General features: G+C 66.1%; 19 protein-coding genes and 1 pseudogene. 12 read left to right on the top strand and 8 right to left on the bottom strand.

What is annotated here, in order from left to right; translation table 11 throughout:
• Nucleotides 1-60: 60 nt before the first annotated feature.
• Nucleotides 61-195: a hypothetical protein gene (locus AB1I47_RS20175; protein WP_354685502.1), complete on the bottom strand. Its 135-nt coding sequence runs from the start codon at nt 193-195 to the stop codon at nt 61-63.
• A 46-nt stretch (nt 196-241) separates the two neighbouring features.
• Here AB1I47_RS20175 and AB1I47_RS20170 point away from each other — a divergent pair.
• Nucleotides 242-607 (top strand): annotated as a pseudogene (locus AB1I47_RS20170) (RraA family protein); the annotation flags it as partial.
• Nucleotides 608-663: 56 nt separating this feature from the next.
• Here AB1I47_RS20170 and AB1I47_RS20165 read toward each other — a convergent pair.
• The 3 genes from AB1I47_RS20165 to AB1I47_RS20155 form a co-directional block, all read right to left on the bottom strand.
• Nucleotides 664-2,955, bottom strand: coding sequence for a xanthine dehydrogenase family protein molybdopterin-binding subunit (locus tag AB1I47_RS20165; RefSeq protein ID WP_354685501.1), 2,292 nt, complete (start codon nt 2,953-2,955; stop codon nt 664-666).
• Between the two features lie 76 nt (nt 2,956-3,031).
• The gene (locus AB1I47_RS20160) at nt 3,032-4,018 is read right to left on the bottom strand and encodes an FAD binding domain-containing protein (protein ID WP_354685500.1); all 987 of its coding nucleotides are present in this window, start codon (nt 4,016-4,018) and stop codon (nt 3,032-3,034) included.
• On the bottom strand, nt 4,015-4,596 hold the full coding sequence (locus AB1I47_RS20155; RefSeq protein ID WP_354685499.1) for a 2Fe-2S iron-sulfur cluster-binding protein: 582 nt from the start codon (nt 4,594-4,596) through the stop codon (nt 4,015-4,017). The genes AB1I47_RS20160 and AB1I47_RS20155 overlap by 4 nt, the downstream gene beginning before the upstream one ends.
• Nucleotides 4,597-4,775: 179 nt before the next feature.
• Between AB1I47_RS20155 and AB1I47_RS20150 the strand changes: the two genes are divergently transcribed.
• A complete protein-coding gene (locus AB1I47_RS20150) occupies nt 4,776-5,153 on the top strand; it encodes an enoyl-CoA hydratase/isomerase family protein (RefSeq protein WP_354685498.1) in 378 nt (125 codons plus the stop codon).
• A gap of 79 nt (nt 5,154-5,232) precedes the next feature.
• Here AB1I47_RS20150 and AB1I47_RS20145 read toward each other — a convergent pair whose 3' ends face one another.
• Nucleotides 5,233-5,457 carry a DUF2188 domain-containing protein gene (locus tag AB1I47_RS20145; protein WP_354685497.1) on the bottom strand — a complete coding sequence of 75 codons (225 nt, stop codon included), beginning with the start codon at nt 5,455-5,457 and terminating at the stop codon, nt 5,233-5,235.
• A 510-nt stretch (nt 5,458-5,967) separates the two neighbouring features.
• On the opposite strand from AB1I47_RS20145, the gene AB1I47_RS20140 reads away from it, so the two are divergent.
• Complete coding sequence (locus AB1I47_RS20140; protein WP_354685496.1) at nt 5,968-6,498, top strand: cysteine peptidase family C39 domain-containing protein; 531 nt, start codon at nt 5,968-5,970, stop codon at nt 6,496-6,498.
• A gap of 63 nt (nt 6,499-6,561) precedes the next feature.
• On the opposite strand, the gene AB1I47_RS20135 is transcribed toward AB1I47_RS20140, so the two are convergent.
• Nucleotides 6,562-6,714, bottom strand: coding sequence for a hypothetical protein (locus AB1I47_RS20135; protein ID WP_354685495.1), 153 nt, complete (start codon nt 6,712-6,714; stop codon nt 6,562-6,564).
• Nucleotides 6,715-6,923: 209 nt separating this feature from the next.
• On the opposite strand from AB1I47_RS20135, the gene AB1I47_RS20130 reads away from it, so the two are divergent.
• The 3 genes from AB1I47_RS20130 (at nt 6,924) to AB1I47_RS20120 (ending at nt 8,842) form a co-directional block, all read left to right on the top strand.
• On the top strand, nt 6,924-7,484 hold the full coding sequence (locus tag AB1I47_RS20130; protein ID WP_354685494.1) for a hypothetical protein: 561 nt from the start codon (nt 6,924-6,926) through the stop codon (nt 7,482-7,484).
• Nucleotides 7,485-7,501: 17 nt separating this feature from the next.
• Nucleotides 7,502-8,146, top strand: a complete 645-nt coding sequence (locus tag AB1I47_RS20125; protein ID WP_354685493.1) for a hypothetical protein — start codon at nt 7,502-7,504, stop codon at nt 8,144-8,146.
• A 243-nt stretch (nt 8,147-8,389) separates the two neighbouring features.
• On the top strand, nt 8,390-8,842 hold the full coding sequence (locus AB1I47_RS20120; RefSeq protein ID WP_354685492.1) for a fumarate hydratase: 453 nt from the start codon (nt 8,390-8,392) through the stop codon (nt 8,840-8,842).
• Between the two features lie 82 nt (nt 8,843-8,924).
• Here AB1I47_RS20120 and AB1I47_RS20115 read toward each other — a convergent pair whose 3' ends face one another.
• A complete protein-coding gene (locus tag AB1I47_RS20115) occupies nt 8,925-12,371 on the bottom strand; it encodes an adenylate/guanylate cyclase domain-containing protein (protein WP_354685491.1) in 3,447 nt (1,148 codons plus the stop codon).
• A 129-nt stretch (nt 12,372-12,500) separates the two neighbouring features.
• Nucleotides 12,501-13,583, bottom strand: coding sequence for a GlxA family transcriptional regulator (locus tag AB1I47_RS20110; protein WP_354685490.1), 1,083 nt, complete (start codon nt 13,581-13,583; stop codon nt 12,501-12,503).
• A gap of 344 nt (nt 13,584-13,927) precedes the next feature.
• Here AB1I47_RS20110 and AB1I47_RS20105 point away from each other — a divergent pair, with 344 nt between their 5' ends.
• The 6 genes from AB1I47_RS20105 to AB1I47_RS20080 are packed head-to-tail and all read left to right on the top strand — an operon-like array spanning nt 13,928 to nt 21,038.
• Entirely contained in the window at nt 13,928-15,316 is a 1,389-nt protein-coding gene (locus AB1I47_RS20105) for an L-serine ammonia-lyase (protein ID WP_354685489.1), read from the top strand.
• Nucleotides 15,317-15,332: 16 nt separating this feature from the next.
• A complete protein-coding gene (locus tag AB1I47_RS20100) occupies nt 15,333-16,577 on the top strand; it encodes a sarcosine oxidase subunit beta family protein (RefSeq protein ID WP_354685488.1) in 1,245 nt (414 codons plus the stop codon).
• Nucleotides 16,578-16,602: 25 nt separating this feature from the next.
• Nucleotides 16,603-16,935, top strand: coding sequence for a sarcosine oxidase subunit delta (locus tag AB1I47_RS20095; RefSeq protein ID WP_354685487.1), 333 nt, complete (start codon nt 16,603-16,605; stop codon nt 16,933-16,935).
• Nucleotides 16,932-19,943, top strand: coding sequence for a sarcosine oxidase subunit alpha family protein (locus AB1I47_RS20090; RefSeq protein WP_354685486.1), 3,012 nt, complete (start codon nt 16,932-16,934; stop codon nt 19,941-19,943). Before AB1I47_RS20095 ends, AB1I47_RS20090 begins: the two co-directional genes overlap by 4 nt.
• Nucleotides 19,933-20,586 (top strand): sarcosine oxidase subunit gamma, encoded by a 654-nt coding sequence (locus tag AB1I47_RS20085; protein ID WP_354685485.1) that lies wholly within the window; start codon nt 19,933-19,935, stop codon nt 20,584-20,586. Before AB1I47_RS20090 ends, AB1I47_RS20085 begins: the two co-directional genes overlap by 11 nt.
• Nucleotides 20,583-21,038, top strand: a complete 456-nt coding sequence (locus tag AB1I47_RS20080; protein WP_354685484.1) for a dihydroneopterin aldolase — start codon at nt 20,583-20,585, stop codon at nt 21,036-21,038. The genes AB1I47_RS20085 and AB1I47_RS20080 overlap by 4 nt, the downstream gene beginning before the upstream one ends.
• The last annotated feature ends 11 nt before the right edge of the window (nt 21,039-21,049 follow it).

The following is a 21,049-nucleotide window of genomic DNA, read 5'->3' as shown; positions in this document are numbered from 1 at the left end:
CGCACGTAGGAGGGTCTTCTTTTTGTATGTGCCCATTGTAGTACCTGGCGGCGGGCCCGCTCAGCCGGCTTGTGCGTTTAGCGCACCCGGAAATGACGGCACCAGCGCGCTGTCGTCGTCCTTGCGCGTGACGGCAACGATGGTTGCGGTGCCCTTGAGCCCGGTGACCGGCACAAAGGCGATATCACCATCCATGAAGCCCAGGGCCAGAAGGGCGCGCTCGACGGCCGCCTGAAGCCCCGCGCAGCATATCGGCCTGGCCGGCCTGGTGATCCACGGCGCCGTGCGCGACGGCAATGCCATTGTCGAAACGGGCTTCCCGGTGTTCTGCCGCGGGTTGTCGATCAAGGGCACCAACAAGAACCAGCCTGGCAAGGTCCATGTGCCGGTGTGCTTTGCCGGTGTGTCGATCTCGCCCGGCGATATCGTGGTCGGGGACCGCGACGGACTGGTGGTGGTAGCCGCCGCCGGGGTCGAGGCCGTGCTGGCGAAAAGTGCCGAGCGGGAAGAGAAGGAAGACTGGATGCGCCGCCAACTGGCCGAAGGCAAGACCATGGTCGAGTTGTTGGGGCTGGCCGGGACGCTGGAGCGGCTGGGGCTGAGCTGACCCGTCGTCCCCGCGTGCGCGGGGATGACAGTAGTGGCGGGGACCGGCCCAATAACCTAAAGCAGCTTGTCCAGCGTGATCGGCAGATCGCGCACCCGCTTGCCGGTCGCATGAAACACGGCATTGGCGACGGCCGCAGCGGCGCCGGTAATGCCGATCTCGCCAACCCCGTGCGCGCCCAGCGGCGAATGCTCGTCCGGGATATCGGTGTAGACGATGTCGATATGCGGGATGTCCAGGTGCACCGGAATGTGGTACTCGGCGAGCGACCGGTTCATGATCCTGCCTTTGCGCTCGTCGAAGTACGTTTCCTCCGCCAGCGCCATGCCAATGCCCATCACGATGCCGCCGCGGAACTGGCTGGTGGCGGTCTTGGGGTTCAGGATGCGGCCGCAATCGAACGCACCCAGCCAGCGTGATACGCGCACCTCGCCGGATTCATCGTTGACGCGCACCTCGCAGAACTGTGCGCCGTAAGACGCCATCGAGTACTTGATGAACTCCAGCGGCATGCCGGACTTCTCTTCCGCTTCCACGTAGTCGCGGCCGGCGCGCCGCAGGATCGCGCTGTAGCTTTCCCCCTGGCTGTCGTCGCCGATGCGGTAGAGGCCGCCATTGCGCGCTTCGATATGCCCCCTGGCGCCGGCAAGCGGTGAGTCGCTGCCCGCCAGTGCCACCAATTCCCGGTGCGCCTTTTCCACCGCCGCCTGCACCGCCGCGGCGATGCTGGTGGTCTGGCTGGAGCCGCCGGCCAGGATCGGCGAATCAGGCATGGCGGAATCGCCGTAGATAAAAGACACCTTGTCGATCGGCAAGCCGAGCCGGTCGGCCGCGTGCTGCAGTTGCACCGTCGCCATCCCCATCCCCATTTCATGGGCCGCCACCTCGACTGCCGCGGTGCCATCCACATTGATCAGCACGCGTGCGGCGGCCTGGAACCGGTAGACCGGATAGTAGGCCGTGGCCACGCCCTGGCCGATCCACCACTTGCCGTCGCGCTGCGAGCGCGGCGCGGCGGGCCGTTCGTTCCAGCCGAAACGGTCGGCGCCTTGCTGGTAGGCCTCCAGCAGGTTCCTGCAGGAAAACTCGGTGTCCTTGGTCGGGTCCTTCTTCGGTTCATTGATGCGGCGCAGTTCGATCGGATCGATCTTCAGCGCGTAGGCGAGTTCGTCGATGGCCGATTCCAGCGCAAAGGTGCCGATCGATTCCCCTGGCGCGCGCATCCAGCTATTGGCGACGGTATCCAGGTTGACCACCTTCTGCCCGATAAACGTATTGGCCGCGGCGTACAGGTGCCGCGCGGTGAAGGAAAACTGCTCGGGGTAATTGGCGTGGGTCGTGGTCGCGGTGATGCCGGTGTGGATCAGCGCGGTGAGCCTGCCATCCTCGTTGGCGCCCAGGGCCACGCGCTGCTCGGACGGGGTGCGGCCGCCGACGATGCGGAAGACACCTTCGCGGGACAGCGCCAGCTTGACGGGTCTGCCGGCAATCTTTGCGGCCGCCACGCACAGCACGGTGTGGTTCCACAGCGCGGCCTTGCCGCCAAAGCCGCCGCCGACAAACGGCGCGATGACCCGGACATCGTCCGTGCGCAGGTGAAAGACCGAGGCGAGGGCGTGCTTGTACCCGTTGACGAACTGCGTGGCGTCGTAGACCGTGAGATGGTTGCTGTCATCCCATGCGGCGATGGTCGCATGCGGCTCGATGGCGTTGTGGTTGTGCGGAGGCGTCCGGTAGAGGTGGTCGACCTTGACGTGCGCCTCGGCAAGCGCCTTGTCCGCATTCCCCTTGCTGACTTCGGGTTCTTCGCTGAGGATGGCGGACGGCACGATGGCCCGGGGCTTCTCCGCCTCGAATGAGGTGATGGCCTGCTCGGTGTCGTATTGCACGCGTACCAGCCACGCCGCGTGTTCTGCCTGCTCCAGCGTTTCCGCCACCACCACCGCGACCGGCTGCCCGTCCCAGCGCACGGCGTCGTCCTGCATGATCGACAGCTCGCTGGCGGCGAAGCCCCGGTCCATATGCATCATGTTCATCAGCGGCGGGTTCTTCATCCGCGGCGCGTTCTGATGCGTGACGATGGCGATGACGCCGGGGCTGCCCTGCGCAGCAGCGGCGTCGATGGCAACGATTCTCCCTTTGGGGATCGTGCTGTGGACGAGGACGGCATGCGCCAGGTGGTCGGGCTGGAATTCTGCGGTGAAGCGCGCCTGGCCCCTGACCTTCGCCGGTCCGTCAACGCGGCTCATCGGCCTGCCCAGGTGCCCGTGGCTGTGGATCAGCGGATCGGGCGCCTTGTCCGGCACGAACTGGACGACCGTTTCGATGATCTTCTGCAGTACGCCCATGATCGTTCTCCGCTATGGTCTCGCTTGGGCTTGGGCTTGGGCTTGGGCTTGGGCTTGGGCTTGGGCCTGGTCAGCGTCAGGCCCGGTCCGCCAGTTCGCCGAGCACGCCGACGATGGTGCGCTTTGCCAGTTCGATCTTGAAGGCGTTGTGAGCCAGGCCCTGCGCCGGGGCAAGTTCCGCTTCGGCGGCCCGCGTGAAGCTCTCGGTATCGGCGGCAGCCCCGACCAGCGTGCGCTCTGCCTCGAAGGCCCGCCACGGTTTGTGTGCCACGCCGCCCAGGGCCAGGCGTACGTTCTTCACCTTGCCATCCTCCACCTCTATCGCCGCCGCCACGCTGACCAGCGCGAACGCATAGCTGGCCCTGTCGCGCACCTTCCGGTACAGCGAATGCCTGGCGAACGGCAGCGGCGGAATGGCGATCCTGGTAATCAGCTCGTCCGGGCGAAGCTCAGTCTCGATATGCGGCGTATCGCCCGGCAGCCGGTGAAAATCCACCAGCGGCACCGAGCGCTCGCCGTCCGGTCCGAGCACGTTGACCATCGCGTCCAGTGCAGCCAGCGCGACGCACATATCGGAAGGGTGCGTGGCGATACAGTGTGCCGAAGCGCCCAGGATCGCATGCATCCGGTTGAAGCCGTCGATGGCATCGCAGCCGGAGCCCGGTTCGCGCTTGTTGCACGCCGCGGCGCCGTCGTAGAAGTAGAGGCAGCGGGTCCGCTGCATCAGGTTGCCGGCCACCGTCGCCATATTGCGGATCTGGCCGGAGGCGCCGAAGAGGATTGCCTGCGCCAGCAACGGATAGCGTTCGCGCACTACCCGGTCCAGGGCCACCGCCGTGTTCTTCATCGCCGCGCCGATCACCAGGCCACCATCGGCGGAGGCCTCGATCCGGTCCAGCGGCAGGCCGGAAACATCGATCAGCGCGTCGGGCTGCTCGATGTTCTCCCGCATCAGGTCCACCAGGTTGGTGCCGCCGCCGAGGAGCCTGGCATTGTGATGGCGGGCCAACAGTTGCAGCGCGGACTGTGCATCCGCGGCCTTTTCATAGGCGAAGTTCTTCATGGCGCGGCCCCTGGCTCGCCCGCTGTGTCCCCCGCGGCGTCTCGAATCGCCTCGCAAATTCCGACATAGGCACCGCACCGGCAAAGATTGCCGCTCATGCGTTCCTTGATTTCCTCGTCGGTCAGGGCGTGTGGGCCACCGGTCATATCTGCCGAGACGGCGCTCGGCAGGCCGCGGCGGAATTCGTCCAGCATGCCGATCGCCGAGCAGATCTGCCCGGAGGTGCAATAGCCACACTGGAAGCCGTCGCGCTCGATAAAGGCGGCCTGCAGCGGGTGCAACGCCCCCTTGTCCGCAAGGCCCTCGATGGTGGTGATCTCGCGCCCTTCATATTGGATGGCCAGCGCCAGGCAAGCGAGGATGCGGTTGCCGTCCACCAGCACCGTGCAGGCGCCGCAGGCCCCCTGGTTGCACCCTTTCTTCGATCCGGTCAGCCGGAGATATTCCCGCAGGGCATCGAGCAACGACGTGCGTGGCTCCAGCGTCAGTGCATGCTCGGTGCCGTTGATCCTCAGGTGCACCAGCGCCTTGCCCACCGGTGGGCTGCCGCCTTGCGGCTGGTCGTCGGAAAGTTGCATGCTGGCCTCCTGGATGCTCTCGCCAAGAACGGTCAATCCAGATTAGCAACTGAGACGGGAACAGGTGTCGGAATTCGTCAGATGCGAGCGGCGTTCGGTAGAGCGGAGATCACGTTGGCGGGTCGCGCCGCGTCGGCTCTCCGCTAGGACCCGACCGCGAGCCGCGCAGGGATCGTTGCATGCTCGGCGCAGGCACGGGAAATCGAATTCACTTCACGCACCTGCCGCGCATCGTTGGCCGGCACGTCGCGTTCGACCTGCTGTTCACCGGGCGTGCGTTCAGTGCCGAGGAAGCCATGACGTTGCACCTCGTCAACCGCGTAATACCCGAGCATCAGGTGCTGGCGGAGGCCCGGGCGCTGGCGCAGGCGTTGGCAGCCAAATCGCGTAGTGCGATGACCATCGGGCGGGCGGCGTTTCACCGGGCCGTGGACAGTGACTATCGGCGCGGTGTGTCCTATGCGGTCGATACGTTTTGTCAGGTGGCCGCGACCAGTGGTGCGCGGGAAGGGATTGCAGCGTTTGTGGAACAGCGTCGTCCGCGGTGGCCAGACTGAATTCAATGGCGGCTTGAGTCGACGCAGCGAGCCCGATTGCGTCAGGATGGGTCGCATCAGAGTGGCGGCTGGCCGCGCATCAGCCGTGTCCGCTAGCGGATTCCTCTGCGAAACCGCTGCGCAAGCGCACCGTGCCGTCTTGACGGTGGATGTGCAGTTCGCATTGTTCGCGTTTGGCTCGGTCCCATCCAGCCGCTATTGCCGCTTCAAGAGAGGAAAATCGCTGGGGCCTTTCGACAAGACCTTCTGTTTCGAGTGCCCACCCTGATTCGGCTGGCAAAACGCGAATGATTCGCGTATGCATTTTTGTCTCCCACTGTCTGTAGGGTACACCCCCGAAAAAAGCGCCCGCTACGTAGAGCGGGCATTGGGAAAGACGAATTGGTGAACGAATTCGTCTTCGCTCATATTGCGCTTATGTGTTTGGCGTTGGATATACCCTCTTAAGAGGGGCGTAGCCCTAATGCAAGCCAAACGAGCGTCTCAATCCTCAATCAGCCTTGCGCGGCGGACACTAGGCCGTTTGCACGATGGGCACGCGCGCCCCCGTGCACTACGCTTGCAGTAACGATCACACCACTGAAACCGGGGGGAAATCATGGGTGAGCGAAATTCGCGCCGCCGCCACGCGCCGGCGGGCCTTGCGCTATGCGAGGCGCCGGCACAAGACATAGAAGTTGCATCAGCGCCATGGCGGCGAACACAGCAACCCAGGACGCTCCCCACCGAGCATCCCGGCACTTCCCACCTGTATTGCATTGCCGACCGCTGGGAATCTCCTGCCGCAATGCAGCTGACGGGCGCGGATGATCCCATGCTAGGCTGCCTGCTGTTGCTGAACCGGACCTTGCAGCAGCCGATTCCGTCCGAGGTCTTACTGGAAGGACTGCTGCTGGAGGGGCAGCGCCTGACGTTGCCGCTGCTCTGCGCGGCGGCGGCGCGTACCGGCTTGTCGACCAGGCTGGTCGAGCAGGACCTCGACGATATTCCGGACACCTCGCTGCCGGCCATCCTGTTGCTGGGCAAGAACTGGCCGTGCGTACTGCTGCAGCGCTGCCAATACGGACGGTTTATCGTCGCCCTGCCAGGTTGGGGCGGTGGGGTTCTCGACGTCAGTCGCGAGGAACTGCTGGCCCAGTACAGCGGACACGCCGTCTTCGCGCAGCCCACGCTGAAAGCGGATGCGGCAGCCGATACGGAGGCGGCGCAGCCGTTCCCGTCGCCTGGCGCCGCGCTGAAACCAACATGGCGGCTCCATTGGGAGCGGCTGCATGCTTCGACGCTCAGGATGCTATCCCTGCGCGGCAGGCAGCCGACTGAGGACGCGGCGCCCGCTGGTGGCTAGCCGGTGTGCGGTCTGTTGTTCTCAGCCGCAATGCTGTGACCAATGACGGCGCGGCCTGGGCAACTACCACCATGCGCGCTTGAACAGGCTTAGCTGATTCACCTGGAACAGGCGCGCCGGCCGCTGCTTTCCGCCCCGAAACTCATCTGTCGCCGCCAGGATGTCAGCTTCATCGGCCGCCTGGCCGGGATTGACGTCGGCGCTGTGCGCAATCACCCGTCGCCGCCATCCACCCTCCCGAAGAAGGGTGTAATCCGTTCACAACGTGCCGATGATCGGGGCATCCGCATAGTCTGCCAACAGGGCGACGCTTGAGGTAAATTGCCAGTGCGCCGCCCTGGGAAAGCGGCGCCGCATCCAATAGCCGCGGCGGGGCAAGGTTCGCCTGGCAATCATCCATAACAACAAAATAAGAGGGTAGCTCCGTGGGTCGTTTTCTCTCGTCGCTGGCGCTGTCCGCGCTGGCTGTGGTCGTCTCCGGCTGTGCCGTCGTGGCACCCGCCTATACCCCGTCCATCGACAACGTGCAGGCGTTGAAGGGCAGCGGTGCCGGCAAAGCCCGGGTCGGCGCCTTCGATGCCGTGCAGGGCACGGCAAATCCCAATCCGATACCGCTGCGCGCCAATACCATGCGCTCGCCTTATGGCGGTACGTTTTCGGCATACCTGTCCGAAGCGATCACGCGCGAGCTGACCATGGCCGGCAAGCTCGCTCCTGACTCGGATATCGAGATTACGGGAACGCTGCTGAAAAACCAGGTCGACCCCGCCATCGCAACCGGCACCGGCACCATCGAGGCCCGCTTTGTCGTGAAGAAGGGCGGCGCGGTGCGCTACGACCGCGTCAAGTCCGCCCGGCGCGAATGGGAATCCTCATTCGCCGCCGCCATTGCCATTCCGCGCGCGGTGCAGGAGTACAGCATTTCCGTGCAAACGCTGCTGGCCAGCCTCTATGCGGATCCGGATTTCATCAACGCTCTTAAATAACGAGAAAGGAATCAGCAATGCGGTCATTGGTTCAAATCGGCGCCGTGCTGGCGAGCGCCGCGGTACTTGCCGGCTGTGCGCATCCGATCGTCATGGCGACGGAAAAATCCGCGCCCTCGGAACAGGTGGCACAGAAAATTGACAAGAATGTCGGCTATGTCATTCCCGCCGCATTGCGTGAGAAGGAAGTCATTACGCCAGGAGGCGGCGGCGACAAGGTCAGCTATTTCCCATACCGCGATATCGAATTGCCGCTGTATTCGACGCTTTCCAATGTCTTTGCCCATGTCAGCAAGCTGAAGGCGCCCAATGACGAGGCCGCCATCCGCAGTGGCCAGGTCAGCTATATCGTGACGCCGGAGATGGTTACCGACTCGTCGTCCGAGAGCGCGCTGACGTGGCCGCCGACGCAATTCTCGGTCACGCTGACCTGCACCGTGACCGATCTTGCCGGTGCCGTCGTGCTGAAGAAGGAAGTGCGCGGTGTCGGCAAGGCGGAATTCTCGGAATTCAAGCGCAATTTTGCCCTGTCGGCGCACCGCGCCAGCGAGGATGCCCTCAAGCAGTTGCAGGCCGCCCTGGCATCGGCACCCGAACTGCGCAACGCATCGGCCCAGACCTCGCCAAACGCCGTTGCGCCGAAGGCGACAGCGGCTCGCTAGACCGCCCCAAAAGACCGCCCCAAAAGACCGCCCCAAAAGCGGACAGGCGGCAATCATCCGGGGCGGCACGCTGGCGTGTCCGCCCCGTTTTTTTATTCCGTGCGGTGGTCCGCCGTTATGCCGGCGCGCCCAATACAGGGCGCTGCATGCTTGCGTCTGCAGCCCTCCAATTAGCAGATCGCTTTTGGTCAAGGCGCCCGAAGCGGTTATACTCCGCGCTTCTCCAATTAACGGGAAATAAACATGGTCGCAGCTACCAAAAAAACCACTCAGGCGAATGCAGCAGTCACCAAGAGCAAGCCTGCCGCAAAGAAGTCGGCCGTGCCGACGAAGAAGGCCAGCGTGCTCGCACGCGAAGCCCAGGCAGCGAAGAAGGCCTTGCTGAAACTGCGCGCCGACACGAAGAAGGCAATCGAAGCGGCAAAGCGTGAGGTCGCCCAGGCAGTGGAAGCCGCCAAGGCCGCGGTGCGTTTCGAAAAGCAAGCCGCAAAGGAAAAGCTTGCTGCGAAGAAGGCCAAGGGCGGCAGCGCCAGGAAGGCAACGGGCACCAAGGCCGCCGCCCCGAAGGCGGCTGCGAAGAAGGCCGCTGCCGGCAAGCCGGCAGTGAAGGCTGTCGCGAAGAAGGCGGCAGTGAAGCCGGCCGCGAAGAAGCGGGTTGCGAAGGCACCTGTCGCAGCGCCGGCCGTGTCGGTGTAATTGCTGCTTCGGCCGGTACGGAAGTTAAAAAACCGGCCGATTGACGGAACTGGGCGCACCGCTTGCGCCCGGTCCAGAAGCATTACCCCTGCTGTTTTCCTTCGAGTTCGGCAAGCAGCGCCCTGGCTTCCCGCAGGTCTGCCGTGTCCAGGCCTTCGCTGAATCCGCCATAGCTGTCGGCCAGCATCCGGTAGGCGTCAGCCTCCTTGCCTTGCTGCTGCCACAGCCGGGTCAACGCCATCACCCCGCGCAGTTCGAGAGAATGGGCTCCCTGGCGGCGTGCGATTTCAATCGCCCGCAGGAAGCAGGCCTCGGCTTCGCCCTGACTGTCATGCCCATTGCCTTCGCCGGCCGGCACCATCAGCGTGAGCTCCCCCTTGAGCCGGTGCAGTTCGGCTTCGTATACGCGTTCTTCGGTTCGGTCCGCCACGGCCAGCGCCTCGGCCAGCGTCGCAAGCCCGGTCTCGGCTTGACCGGCCTTTGCGCAGGCCTCGGCCAGTATCGCCAGGTAATGGGTCCGCAATAGCTCGGCCCCGGTGGCGCGATATGCGCTCAGGCCCTGTTGTATCAGCGCCATGCCCTCGGCCGCACGTCCCTGCGCAGCCAGTGCCCAGCCAGAGACGATGGTTCCGCAAGCCAGCCCGTACGGCAGGCCGTAATCGTATGCGAGGGCGACCAGTGCCTGTGCGAGATCCTGTGCCGGCTGCGTTTCGCCGCGCAGCAGCCGCACCTCGGCGGCGGACAACAGGGCATCGGCCGAGTCCGAAGGATGGGCAGGGGTCTGGGTCAGGACCAGCGCTTCCTGGCTACGCGCCCACGCCTGATCCGGATAGCCGAGCAGCCACAGGTCCATGGCGAGCAGGGCCAGGCCCTGCACGCCGGGTTCCAATCCATAAATAAAGCCGTGCGAGCGGTGCTGGCCGGGATCATAGAGGGCCATGGCCTGCTCCAGCTGTGCCCGGGCGGAGGTCAGTTCGCCGAGATAGGACAAATTGGCGCCTAACGCCCGATGCGCCTGGACGAGCAACCCGGTGTCCTGCGCCTGTTGGGCCAGCGCAAGCAGTTGCTCCGCCAGCTCGCGCGCGGTCCGGAGTTCGGCATGGACTGTGTAATAGGTGCGCAGCCCCAGCAGGGCAGGAAACAGCTGGACCGTCTCCCCGAGCTGCCGGCACAGCGCCAGCGCGCGCGTGTAGGTGGCTTCCACTTCCGGGGCAGCGAAGCCCTTGTTGGCCATCCAGGCCGGGCCCAGGGTGAGCTGGAGTGCGAGTTCCTGCCGCGCGCGCTCCGGCGCATCGGGTAGCGTTGCGAGCAAGGCCAGGGCCATGGTGAGGTGCGTGACCGCCTCGGCGTCGGCCGAGCGATGCACTGCCTGGCGTCCGGCGCGGTGCAGGTATTCCACCGCCTTCGGCGTGTTGCCGCTGCGGCTGAAGTGATAGGCCAGCTCGCTGCAGTGCTCCTCGAGCTGGGCGCTGAACAGCGCTTCGATCGCCTGGGCGGTGCGCTCATGCAGTGCACGGCGCCGCTCGCTCAGCAGCGAGCCGTAGGTCACCTCCTGGGTCAGCGCATGCTTGAAGCTGTACTGCACCTCCGGAAATGCCGGCTGCTCGTAGATGAATTCGCCGGCCTGCAGCCGCGCCAGCAGGCTCTTCGTCGTGTCCTCCGGCTGCTCGACCACGCGCGCGAGCAGGCTCCAGGGAAATACCTTGCCGATCACCGCCAGCGTCTGCAGCAGCGCCTTCTCCGCTGGCTGGAGGCGATCGATGCGGGCGGCGAGCACGCCCTGCACGGTGGCCGGGATGTGCAGCTTGCCGGGGACCTGCTCAAGGCGGTAATGCCCGCGCTCGCCGCGCAAGACCTGGCCCTCGACCAGTTCCTGCACCACTTCCTCGATAAAGAACGGATTGCCTTCGGTCTGCGCCAGGATCAGCTGCTCGAGCGGAGCCAGGCCGGCGGCATCGCCCAGCAGGGCGCCCAGCAGTTCGCGGGCTTCGGCTTCGCCCAGGGGATCCAGGCGTAGCTGGGTGTAGTAGCTCTTGCGGCTCCAGTCGTGCCGGTACTCCGGCCGGAAATTGACCAGCAGCAGGATGCGGGCGCTGGCCACGCTCTCGCCCAGGAAGCCCAGAAAGGCCTCGGTTTCGCTGTCGAGCCACTGCAGGTCTTCCATGACCAGCTCCACCGGCTGGGCCAGGCTCTCGCGCACCAGCAGCCGCTTGATCGCCTCGAAGGTGCGCTGCTGGCGGACCTGGGAGTCCATCTGCGCCAGCGCCGAGCCCGGCTCGGCGGCCCCGAGCAGGTGGAACAGATAAGGCAGGCTGTCTTCCATGCCACGGTCCAGCGTCAGCAGCTTGCCGGTGAGCTTCTCGCGCCGCCGGCGCTCATCGTCCTGCGCCGTGATCTGGCAATAGTTGCGCAGCAGCTCGATCAGTGGCAGATACGGATAGGCCTTGCCGTGCGAAACCGAGAAGGTTTCGAGCACCAGGCAATCGCGCGGCGCGAGCAGCTTGAACTCATGGCAAAGGCGCGACTTGCCGACCCCTGGCTCGCCGACCACGCCAACGATCTGGCCATGTCCGGCCTGCGCCCGTGCGCGCGCCTCGCGCAGCAGCTCGAGCTCGCGGACGCGGCCGACAAAACGCGCCAGCCCGCGGCTGGCCGACACCTGCAGCCGGGTGCGCAGCGGGCCGAGCCCGAGCACTTCGAAGACCGCGAGCGGCTCGCGCAGGCCCTTGATCGGCGTCGCGCCGAGGGGCCGGAACGCGAAATAGCCTTCGGTCAGGTTGCGGGTGTGCTCGCTCGCGACGATGGAGCCGGGCACCGCGATGCTCTCCATGCGCGAGGCAATGTGGATCGAATTGCCAACCGGGTCGTAGTCGGTATGCAAATCCTTGATGCGGATCGTGCGCACCACCACTTCGCCGGAGTTGATGCCGACGCGGATCTGCAGCGCGATGCCCTGTGCCACCCGCACGCCGTCCGCGTACTGGCGCATGGCCTCCTGCATGCGCAGCGCCGCCAGCAGGGCCCGCTGCGGATGGTCTTCGTTGGCGATGGGTGCACCGAACAGTGCCAGGATGCCGTCGCCCATCGACTTGGCGACAAAGCCCTCATAGTGATGCACGGCCTCCATCATCAGCGCCAGCACCGGGTCGATCAGCCGGCGCGCGTCTTCGGGATCGAGGTCATGGATCAGTGCGGTCGAGCCGGCCATGTCGGCGAACAGCGCGGTGACCGTCTTGCGCTCGCCGTCCGCCGGGCCGCGCGCTTCCATTTCTGCCTGCGCTGCGCGGATGCGCTCGGCCAGATAGGGCGGGGTGTAGTCGATGGGGGTGCTGGGGGCCGGTGCCGAGACCGGTTGCGTCGCGCCCGATGGCGTCGGCGGCGTCAGTGGCGCGCCGCATTCGCTGCAGAACTTGGCGCTCGCATTCGCTTCTTGCCCGCAGGCGGGGCAGACGCGCACAAGCCTGGCGCCACATTCCTCGCAGAACTTGGCGCTTGCCGGATTCTCGAACCCGCAGCTTGCGCAGCGCATGGGGCTTGCCTCCCTTTCCGGGCCTGCAAGTTTCAACCATTGAATGGTAGCAACGGGGCCGGAAAACGGAATATGTTGCCCCGCCAGGCCCTGGGAACCGCCGTACCAGGCCGGCCTGCGCGTGAGGCATCAGCCACACGGAATCGCGTCGTTCTCCGGGATCGTGCCGGCATCGCTGTCGGGCAGCACCGGCTCGGCCGCGGGCACACCCTGCTCGCGGTAGGTCGCGGGCGGCACGCCGAACTGCTTGCGGAACTCGCGGCCGAGGTGCGATGCGTCGGCGAAGCCGCAGCTCAATGCAATGTCCGCCACGGTACGGTCCGAGCTCGTCAGCAGCCACGCGGCGGTGCGTAGCCGCACATGCTTGGCGAATGCCTGCGGGCTTTTGCCGGTCTCCGCCTTGAACAGCCGCTCCAGCTGCCGTGCCGACAGGTCGAGCTTGCACGCGAGCGCCTCGAGCGGCAGCGCGCGCCCGACGTGCTGTTCCATCAGCAGGATCGCGCGCTTGACCTTCGGGTGCGTCGCGGGCTCGAGGCCGGGCGGATGTGGCTGCGGCGCGTTGCCCTTCTGCATCTCGCCGACGAGCAGGATCCGCAGCGCCTTCTGCACGGTCGCGTGATCGAAGTGGCGCAGCAGGATGGCGGCGGCGACGTCGATCGACGCGCGCCCGCCCGAGCAGGTGATGCGCCGGCGATCGATCACGAACAGCCGGTCGGCGATCAGCAGGTCCGGATCGACCGCCGGGAAGCGCTCGATGAAATCCCAGTAGTGGAACCAGCTGACGCAGGCCCGGTGCCCGTTGAGCACGCCCGCGCGCATCAGGGTAAACACCCCCGTGCAGATGCCGACGATCGTCGCGCCGCTGCCGGCGGCGCGGCGGATGAAGTCGATCGTCTCGGGGCCGGCCTGCGGCCCCGAGTGCAGCAGCCCGCCGACGACGACCACGTAGTCGAACGGCTCGGCGGCATCGAATGTCTCCCACGGCGCCACCTGGATCCCGCAGCTCGCGCGCACCGGCGCCAGCGTGTTGCCGATCACGCTCCACATGCAGCGCACCGGCTTGCTGTAGTCGCCGTCGTCGGCCGACAGCCGCAGCATGTCGACGAAACCCGAAAACGCGGTCAGCGTGAAGTTCGGCAGCAGCACGATTCCGAAGCGGATGCGCCGCGGTGCCGGCTCGGCGACGGGAGAAACGGGAACGTCGGATGTCATGGCGGCTTCAGTCTGGACAGGCTTGCGGGGGCGGTCTGGCGCGGGTTGCGGGGTGGCAGCGTCGGCTGGCGAGCGCCAGGGATGCGTACGGGACGGCACCCATGGCGCGCTCGCCGCCGATCGGGCACAACCCGGCGCCGTCGCAGCCAGCGTCGCCGATCGGCACGCCGCCGGCTTTCGCTTTTCCGACGGGAACCATCGGCAAAGCGAACTTCCGGCGCACGTGGCGCCGCGACTGGCGGTGCCATCCCACGTCGATGCCGTTTTTGTTCTATCGGGGAATTCTACGTTTTGATGTACTGCCACACAACGCTACTACCACGCAAAAGCACAGGGGCAGTCAGATGAACGTCAGTGTTTTCGACCTGTTCAAGATCGGCATCGGGCCGTCCAGTTCGCATACGGTCGGCCCGATGATCGCCGCGTGCCGCTTCGTGTCGCACGTCGAGGACGCGAACCTGCTCGGCTTCGTGCGCAGCGTGCGGGTCGAGCTGTACGGCTCGCTCGGCGCGACCGGCAAGGGCCACGGCACCGACAAGGCCGTGCTGCTCGGCCTCGAAGGGCATTTGCCCGACCGGATCGAGCCGGACATCATTGAGCCGAGCCTTGCCGCGATCCGCGCGCAGAAGTCGCTGAACCTGCTCGGCAAGCAGGCGATCCGCTTTGACGAGAAGGAGCATATCAGCTTCTACCGCCGTCTGATGAGCGGCACGGGCAGCGTCGTGCATTCCAATGGCATGCGCTTCCAGGCGTTCGACGAGCAAGGCCAGTTGCTGGTCGAGAAGGAGTATTACTCGATCGGCGGCGGCTTTGTCGTGAACCGCGATGGCGATCGCGTGAACGGTGTACGCGCGGCGGCGGAGGTACCGTATCCGTTCCGCACCGGCGCCGACCTGATGCGCGCATGCAGCGACAGCGGGCTGTCGATCGCCGGGCTGATGCTGCGCAACGAATGCGCGCTGCGGCCGGCCGAAGAGGTGCGCGCCGGATTGCTCGCCATCTGGCGCACGATGGCCGCCAGTGTCGAGCGCGGCTGCAAGGTCGAGGGCGAACTGCCCGGACCGATGCGCGTAAAGCGCCGCGCTGCCGACCTGTACAGCCGGCTGCGCGCGCGTAGCGAGGAATCGCTGCGCGATCCGCTGTCGATGCTCGACTGGGTCAACCTGTATGCGATGGCGGTCAACGAAGAAAACGCGGCCGGCGGCCGCATCGTCACCGCGCCCACCAACGGTGCGGCTGGCGTGATCCCCGCGGTGCTCCACTACTACGTGAAGTTCGTGCCCGGCTCGGACGAGGACGGCATCGTCGAGTTCCTGCTGACCGCGGCCGCGATCGGGATCATCTACAAGGAGACCGCGTCGATCTCGGGCGCGGAGGTCGGTTGCCAGGGCGAAGTCGGCGTTGCGTGCTCGATGGCCGCGGCTGCGCTCGCCGCGGTGATGGGTGGCACGCCCGATCAGGTCGAGAATGCCGCCGAAATCGGCATGGAGCACAACCTGGGGATGACCTGCGATCCGGTCGGCGGGCTCGTGCAGATCCCATGCATCGAGCGCAACGCGATGGGCGCGATCAAGGCGCTCAACGCGTCGCGGATGGCGCTGAAGGGCGACGGCCAGCACTACGTGTCGCTCGATTCGGTGATCAAGACGATGCGCGAGACCGGCGCCGACATGAAGACGAAATACAAGGAGACGTCGCGCGGCGGCCTGGCCGTGAACGTCATTGAATGCTAAGGAAGGGGTCCACAAAATGAGCCGCTATTCGATATTCAGTCTGTTCCGCAACGGCCTGTCTTATCACGAGAACTGGGAGAAGCAATGGAAGAGCCCGGAGCCCAAGCGCGAGTATGACGTGGTGATCGTCGGCGGCGGCGGGCACGGCCTGGCGACCGCGTACTACCTCGCCAAGGAACACGGCATCACCAACGTCGCCGTGCTCGAGAAGGGCTGGATCGGCGGCGGCAACACCGCGCGCAACACCACGATCGTCCGCTCGAACTACCTGTGGGACGAATCCGCGGCGCTCTACGAAAAGGCGATGAAGCTGTGGGAAGGGCTGTCGCAGGACCTGAACTACAACGTGATGTTCAGCCAGCGCGGCGTGATGAACCTGGCGCACACGCTGCAGGACGTGCGCGACACCGAGCGCCGGGTCAACGCGAACCGCCTGAACGGCGTCGACGCCGAGTTCCTGACGCCGCAGCAGATCAAGGAGATCGAACCGACGATCAACCTGAACAGCCGCTACCCCGTGCTCGGCGCGTCGATCCAGCGCCGCGCCGGCGTCGCCCGGCACGACGCGGTCGCGTGGGGCTTCGCGCGCGGTGCCGATCGCGCGGGCGTCGACATTATCCAGAACTGCCAGGTGACCGGCATCCGGCGCGACGGCGGCGCGGTCGTCGGGGTCGAGACGGTGAAGGGCTTTATCAAGGCGAAGAAGGTCGCGGTGGTCGCGGCCGGCAATACGACCACGCTCGCCGACATGGCAGGCGTGCGCCTGCCGATCGAGAGCCATCCGCTGCAGGCGCTGGTGTCGGAGCCGATCAAGCCGGTGGTCAACTCGGTGATCATGTCGAACGCGGTGCATGCGTATATCAGCCAGTCCGACAAGGGCGATCTGGTGATCGGCGCGGGCATCGACCAGTACACCGGTTTCGGCCAGCGCGGCAGCTTCCAGGTCATCGAAGGCACGCTGCAGGCGATCGTCGAAATGTTCCCGGTGTTCTCGCGCGTGCGGATGAACCGCCAGTGGGGCGGCATCGTCGACGTGTCGCCGGATGCCTGCCCGATCATCAGCAAGACCGATGTAAAGGGCCTCTACTTCAACTGCGGCTGGGGCACGGGCGGCTTCAAGGCGACGCCGGGCTCGGGCTGGGTGTTCGCGCACACCATCGCGCGCGACCAGCCGCATCCGCTGAACGCGCCATTCGCGCTCGACCGCTTCTATACCGGCCACCTGATCGACGAGCACGGCGCCGCCGCCGTCGCGCACTGAAGGCCACCGCCACCAGGAGAAAGAAATGTTGCTGATCGAATGTCCGTGGTGCGGACCGCGCGCCGAATCCGAATTCTCGTGCGGCGGCGAGGCCGACATCGCGCGCCCGCTCGAGACCGAGAAGCTGTCCGACCGCGAATGGGGCGACTACCTGTTCATGCGCACCAATACCCGTGGCACGCATCGCGAGCAATGGATCCACGCCCAGGGCTGCCGCCGCTGGTTCAAGGTGGAGCGCGATACGGTCACCTATGACATCAAGGGCTACGAGACCTTCGGCCAGCCCGGCGCAAGCGTACCGCATCAAGCAGCGCAAGAAGCACCGCAAGAAGCACCGCAAGTAAGGGGCAAGAAATGAGCCAGAAAGACCGTCTCGGCACCGGTGGCCGCATCAATCGCGCGGCGCCGCTGACCTTCACGTTCAACGGACGCACCTATCAGGGGTTCCAGGGCGACACGCTTGCGTCGGCGCTGCTCGCGAACGGCGTGCGCTTTGTCGCGCGCAGTTTCAAGTACCACCGTCCGCGTGGCATCGTGACGGCGGATGTCGCCGAGCCGAATGCCGTGGTGCAGCTGGAACGCGGCGCGTACACGGTGCCGAACGCGCGCGCAACCGAAGTCGAGCTGTATCACGGACTCGTCGCGACGAGCGTGAATGCGGAGCCCGACCTCGAACGCGATCGCATGGCGATCAACCAGAAGTTCGCGCGCTTCATGCCCGCGGGCTTCTACTACAAGACCTTTATGTGGCCGCGCAAGATGTGGCCGAAGTACGAAGAGAAGATCCGCCATGCGGCCGGTCTGGGCAAGGCGCCCGACATGCGCGACGCCGATCGCTACGACAAGTGCTACGCGCACTGCGACGTGCTGGTGGTTGGCGGCGGCCCCACGGGCCTGGCGGCCGCGCATGCGGCGGCCGTGTCCGGCGCGCGCGTGATCCTGGTCGACGATCAGTGCGAACTGGGCGGCAGCCTGCTCTCCGGGCGCACCGAGATCAACGGCAAGCCCGCGCTGCAGTGGGTCGAGCAGATCGCGGCTGAACTGCGCAAGCTGCCGGACGTGACGATCCTGTCGCGCAGCACCGCGTTCGGTTATCAGGACCACAATCTCGTGACCGTGACGCAGCGGCTCACCGACCACCTGCCGGCGTCGAAGCGCCAGGGCACGCGCGAGCTGCTGTGGAAGGTCCGTGCAGGACGGGTGATTCTTGCGACCGGTGCGCACGAGCGCCCGATCGTGTTCGGCAACAACGACCTGCCGGGCGTCATGATGGCGTCGGCGGTGTCGACCTACATTCATCGCTACGGCGTGCTGCCGGGACGCGACGCGGTCGTGTTTACCAACAACGATCGCGGCTACCAGGCGGCGCTCGACCTGAAGGCGTGCGGCGCGAAGGTGACCATCGTCGATGCGCGTGCTTCGACCAATGGCGCGCTGCCGGCCGCCGCGAAGCGGCAGGGCCTGACCGTGCTGAATGGTGCGGTGGTGACGGCCGCATCCGGCAAGCGGCACGTCGCGTCGGTGGACGTGGCGGCTTATGCGAACGGCAAGACCGGCCGCAAGGTGTCGACGATCCAGTGCGATCTGGTCGCGATGTCGGGCGGCTTCAGCCCGGTCCTGCACCTGTTCGCGCAATCGGGCGGCAAGGCGCGGTGGGACGATGAGAAGGTGTGCTTCGTGCCGGGCAAGTCGATGCAGGCCGAGGTGAGCGTTGGCGCGGCCGCGGGCGAGTTCAGCCTGGCGCAGGCGCTGCCGCTCGCGATCGAGGCGGGCGCCGCCGCGGCCAAGGCCGCCGGCTTCAGTAACGCCAAGCGCCCCGCGGCGCCCAAGGTCGCATCCGTCACGGAAGGCGCACTGCTGCCGCTGTGGCTCGTCGGCAGCCATGAGGCCGCCGCGCGCGGGCCGAAGCAGTTCGTGGACTTCCAGAACGACGTCGCCGCGTCCGACATCCTGCTCGCCGCGCGCGAAGGCTTCGAGTCGGTCGAACACGTGAAGCGCTACACCGCGATGGGCTTCGGCACCGACCAGGGCAAGCTCGGCAACATCAACGGCATGGGGATCCTGGCGCAGGCGCTGGGCAAGTCGATTCCCGACACCGGCACGACGACGTTCCGCCCCAACTACACGCCGGTCACGTTCGGCACGCTGGCGGGACGCGAACTCGGCGACTTCCTCGACCCGGTGCGCAAGACCTGCATCCACGAATGGCACGTCGAGCATGGCGCGCTGTTCGAGGACGTCGGCAACTGGAAGCGGCCGTGGTACTTCCCGAAGAAGGGCGAGGACCTGCATGCGGCGGTCAAGCGCGAATGCCTCGCGGTGCGCAACAGCGTCGGCATCCTCGATGCATCGACGCTGGGCAAGATCGACATCCAGGGCCCGGACGCGGTGACGCTGCTGAACTGGATGTACACCAACCCGTGGAACAAGCTCGAAGTCGGCAAGTGCCGCTATGGCCTGATGCTCGACGAGAACGGCATGGTGTTCGACGACGGTGTGACGGTGCGGCTCGGCGAGCAGCATTTCATGATGACGACGACCACGGGCGGCGCCGCGCGCGTGCTGACCTGGCTCGAGCGCTGGCTGCAGACCGAATGGCCGGACATGAAGGTGCGCCTTGGGTCGGTGACCGATCACTGGGCGACGTTCGCGGTCGTCGGCCCGAAGAGCCGCAAGGTGCTGCGCAAGGTCTGCGATGACATCGACTTCGGGAACGCAGCATTTCCGTTCATGAGCTATCGGAACGGCACCGTCGCCGGCGCGAAGGCGCGCGTGATGCGGATCAGCTTCTCGGGCGAGCTTGCGTACGAAGTGAACGTGCCCGCGAACGCCGGGCGCGCGGTGTGGGAAGCGCTGATGGCCGCGGGTGCCGAGTTCGACATCACGCCGTACGGCACGGAAACGATGCACGTGCTGCGCGCGGAGAAGGGCTACATCATCGTCGGCCAGGACACGGACGGCTCGATCACGCCGTACGACCTGGGCATGGGTGGTGTCGTCGCGAAGTCGAAGGACTTCCTCGGCAAGCGCTCGCTGACGCGTTCGGACACCGCAAAGGAAGGCCGCAAGCAGTTCGTCGGCCTGCTGACGGACGACGCGCAGTTCGTGCTGCCGGAGGGTGCGCAGATCATCGCGCCGGACACACAGGTGTCGACGACTGACCCGACGCCGATGCTCGGCCATGTGACGTCGAGCTATTACAGCCCGATCCTGAAGCGCTCGATCGCGCTTGCCGTGGTGAAGGGTGGCCTGAACAAGATGGGCGAAAGCGTGGCGATTCCGCTGGCAAACGGCCGGCGCGTGACCGCGAAGATCTCCAGCCCGGTTTTCTACGATACGGAAGGGGTGCGCCAGAATGTGGAATGAAACGAATATCGCTACGCCGGTGGCAGACAGGCCGGCGTCTGACGCGCGCACGCGCGGCGTGCGGCTCGAGTCGCCGTTCATCGGCGCGGCCGAGCTGCTGAACGCGCACCAGGCGCGCGCGTCGAAACACTTCGTGATGCGCGAGCGCGCCTTTCTCGATCTCGTCAACGTGCGGGGCGATCTCTCCGACCCTGCGTTCGTCGACGCGTTCGAGGCGGTGGTCGGCTGCCGTCCGCCGGCCGCACCGAACACGGTCGCGCGCGGCACCGCCCATGACGTGCTGTGGCTGGGCCCCGACGAGTGGCTCGTTCGGTCGAACGCGCCGGTGCCGGCGGGCGTGCTCGAGCCAAAGCTCGCCCAGGCGATCGCCGGCGCGTATGCGGCGGCGGTCGACGTCGGCAGCGGCTACACGGTCGTCGAGATCAGCGGCGAGCGCGTACGTGACGTGCTGGCGCGCGGTTGCCCGCTCGACCTGCATCCGCGCGTGTTCAAGCCGGGGCAGTGCGCGCAGAGCCACTACTTCAAGGCGTCGATCGTGCTGGTGCCGACCGGCGTCGACCGCTACGAGATCGTGGTGCGCCGCAGCTTTGCCGATTATTTCTGCCGCATCATTCTCGACGCCGCGGCGCCGTTGACAGCATGAAGCCGGTCGACAACGCGTTCAGCGCGCCGCTTGAGGGGCTCGCTACGCTCGATTCGCAGCTCCTGCCCGGTCGGGGCTGGAGCGTGTTTATCGATGCGTTGACGGTGCCGGTGCGGATCGGCGTCTATCCGCACGAGCACGAAGCCCCGCAGCCGATCGTGATCGATGCGCGTCTCGGTTATCGCCACGAGCCGCGCGAGGATGGCGAGTGGATCGACTACGACGGCTATTGTGCGCGCCTCGCCGCGTTTCTGGCGCACAAGCCGCATACGCGGCTGCTCGAGACGCTGGTGGCCGAAATCGCGGAGCTGTCGTTTCGGGAATGGCCGGCGCTCGACACGCTGACGCTCGCCGTGCACAAGCCGAAGATCCGGCCCGGCACGCAACGCGTCGGTGTCGCGCTTGAATGGACACGGGCCGATTACCTCAGGCGCAGCGGGCAGGCGGCCTGAGCATTGCCTCC

The organism is Cupriavidus necator, assembly GCF_040578825.1.
Taxonomy (GTDB): domain Bacteria; phylum Pseudomonadota; class Gammaproteobacteria; order Burkholderiales; family Burkholderiaceae; genus Cupriavidus; species Cupriavidus necator_E.
This window is presented reverse-complemented; position numbering and strand designations above follow the sequence as displayed.

Coding starts and splice junctions, on each gene's coding strand:
- AB1I47_RS20080 (WP_354685484.1), top strand. CDS start 20,583: ATGAAGCCGGTCGACAACGCGTTCAGCGCGCCGCTTGAGGGGCTCGCT.
- AB1I47_RS20145 (WP_354685497.1), bottom strand. CDS start 5,457: ATGCATACGCGAATCATTCGCGTTTTGCCAGCCGAATCAGGGTGGGCA.
- AB1I47_RS20115 (WP_354685491.1), bottom strand. CDS start 12,371: ATGCGCTGCGCAAGCTGCGGGTTCGAGAATCCGGCAAGCGCCAAGTTC.
- AB1I47_RS20110 (WP_354685490.1), bottom strand. CDS start 13,583: ATGACATCCGACGTTCCCGTTTCTCCCGTCGCCGAGCCGGCACCGCGG.
- AB1I47_RS20105 (WP_354685489.1), top strand. CDS start 13,928: ATGAACGTCAGTGTTTTCGACCTGTTCAAGATCGGCATCGGGCCGTCC.
- AB1I47_RS20125 (WP_354685493.1), top strand. CDS start 7,502: ATGCGGTCATTGGTTCAAATCGGCGCCGTGCTGGCGAGCGCCGCGGTA.
- AB1I47_RS20175 (WP_354685502.1), bottom strand. CDS start 195: ATGGATGGTGATATCGCCTTTGTGCCGGTCACCGGGCTCAAGGGCACC.
- AB1I47_RS20100 (WP_354685488.1), top strand. CDS start 15,333: ATGAGCCGCTATTCGATATTCAGTCTGTTCCGCAACGGCCTGTCTTAT.
- AB1I47_RS20165 (WP_354685501.1), bottom strand. CDS start 2,955: ATGGGCGTACTGCAGAAGATCATCGAAACGGTCGTCCAGTTCGTGCCG.
- AB1I47_RS20090 (WP_354685486.1), top strand. CDS start 16,932: ATGAGCCAGAAAGACCGTCTCGGCACCGGTGGCCGCATCAATCGCGCG.
- AB1I47_RS20150 (WP_354685498.1), top strand. CDS start 4,776: ATGCTCGGCGCAGGCACGGGAAATCGAATTCACTTCACGCACCTGCCG.
- AB1I47_RS20095 (WP_354685487.1), top strand. CDS start 16,603: ATGTTGCTGATCGAATGTCCGTGGTGCGGACCGCGCGCCGAATCCGAA.
- AB1I47_RS20085 (WP_354685485.1), top strand. CDS start 19,933: ATGTGGAATGAAACGAATATCGCTACGCCGGTGGCAGACAGGCCGGCG.
- AB1I47_RS20140 (WP_354685496.1), top strand. CDS start 5,968: ATGCTAGGCTGCCTGCTGTTGCTGAACCGGACCTTGCAGCAGCCGATT.
- AB1I47_RS20120 (WP_354685492.1), top strand. CDS start 8,390: ATGGTCGCAGCTACCAAAAAAACCACTCAGGCGAATGCAGCAGTCACC.
- AB1I47_RS20155 (WP_354685499.1), bottom strand. CDS start 4,596: ATGCAACTTTCCGACGACCAGCCGCAAGGCGGCAGCCCACCGGTGGGC.
- AB1I47_RS20160 (WP_354685500.1), bottom strand. CDS start 4,018: ATGAAGAACTTCGCCTATGAAAAGGCCGCGGATGCACAGTCCGCGCTG.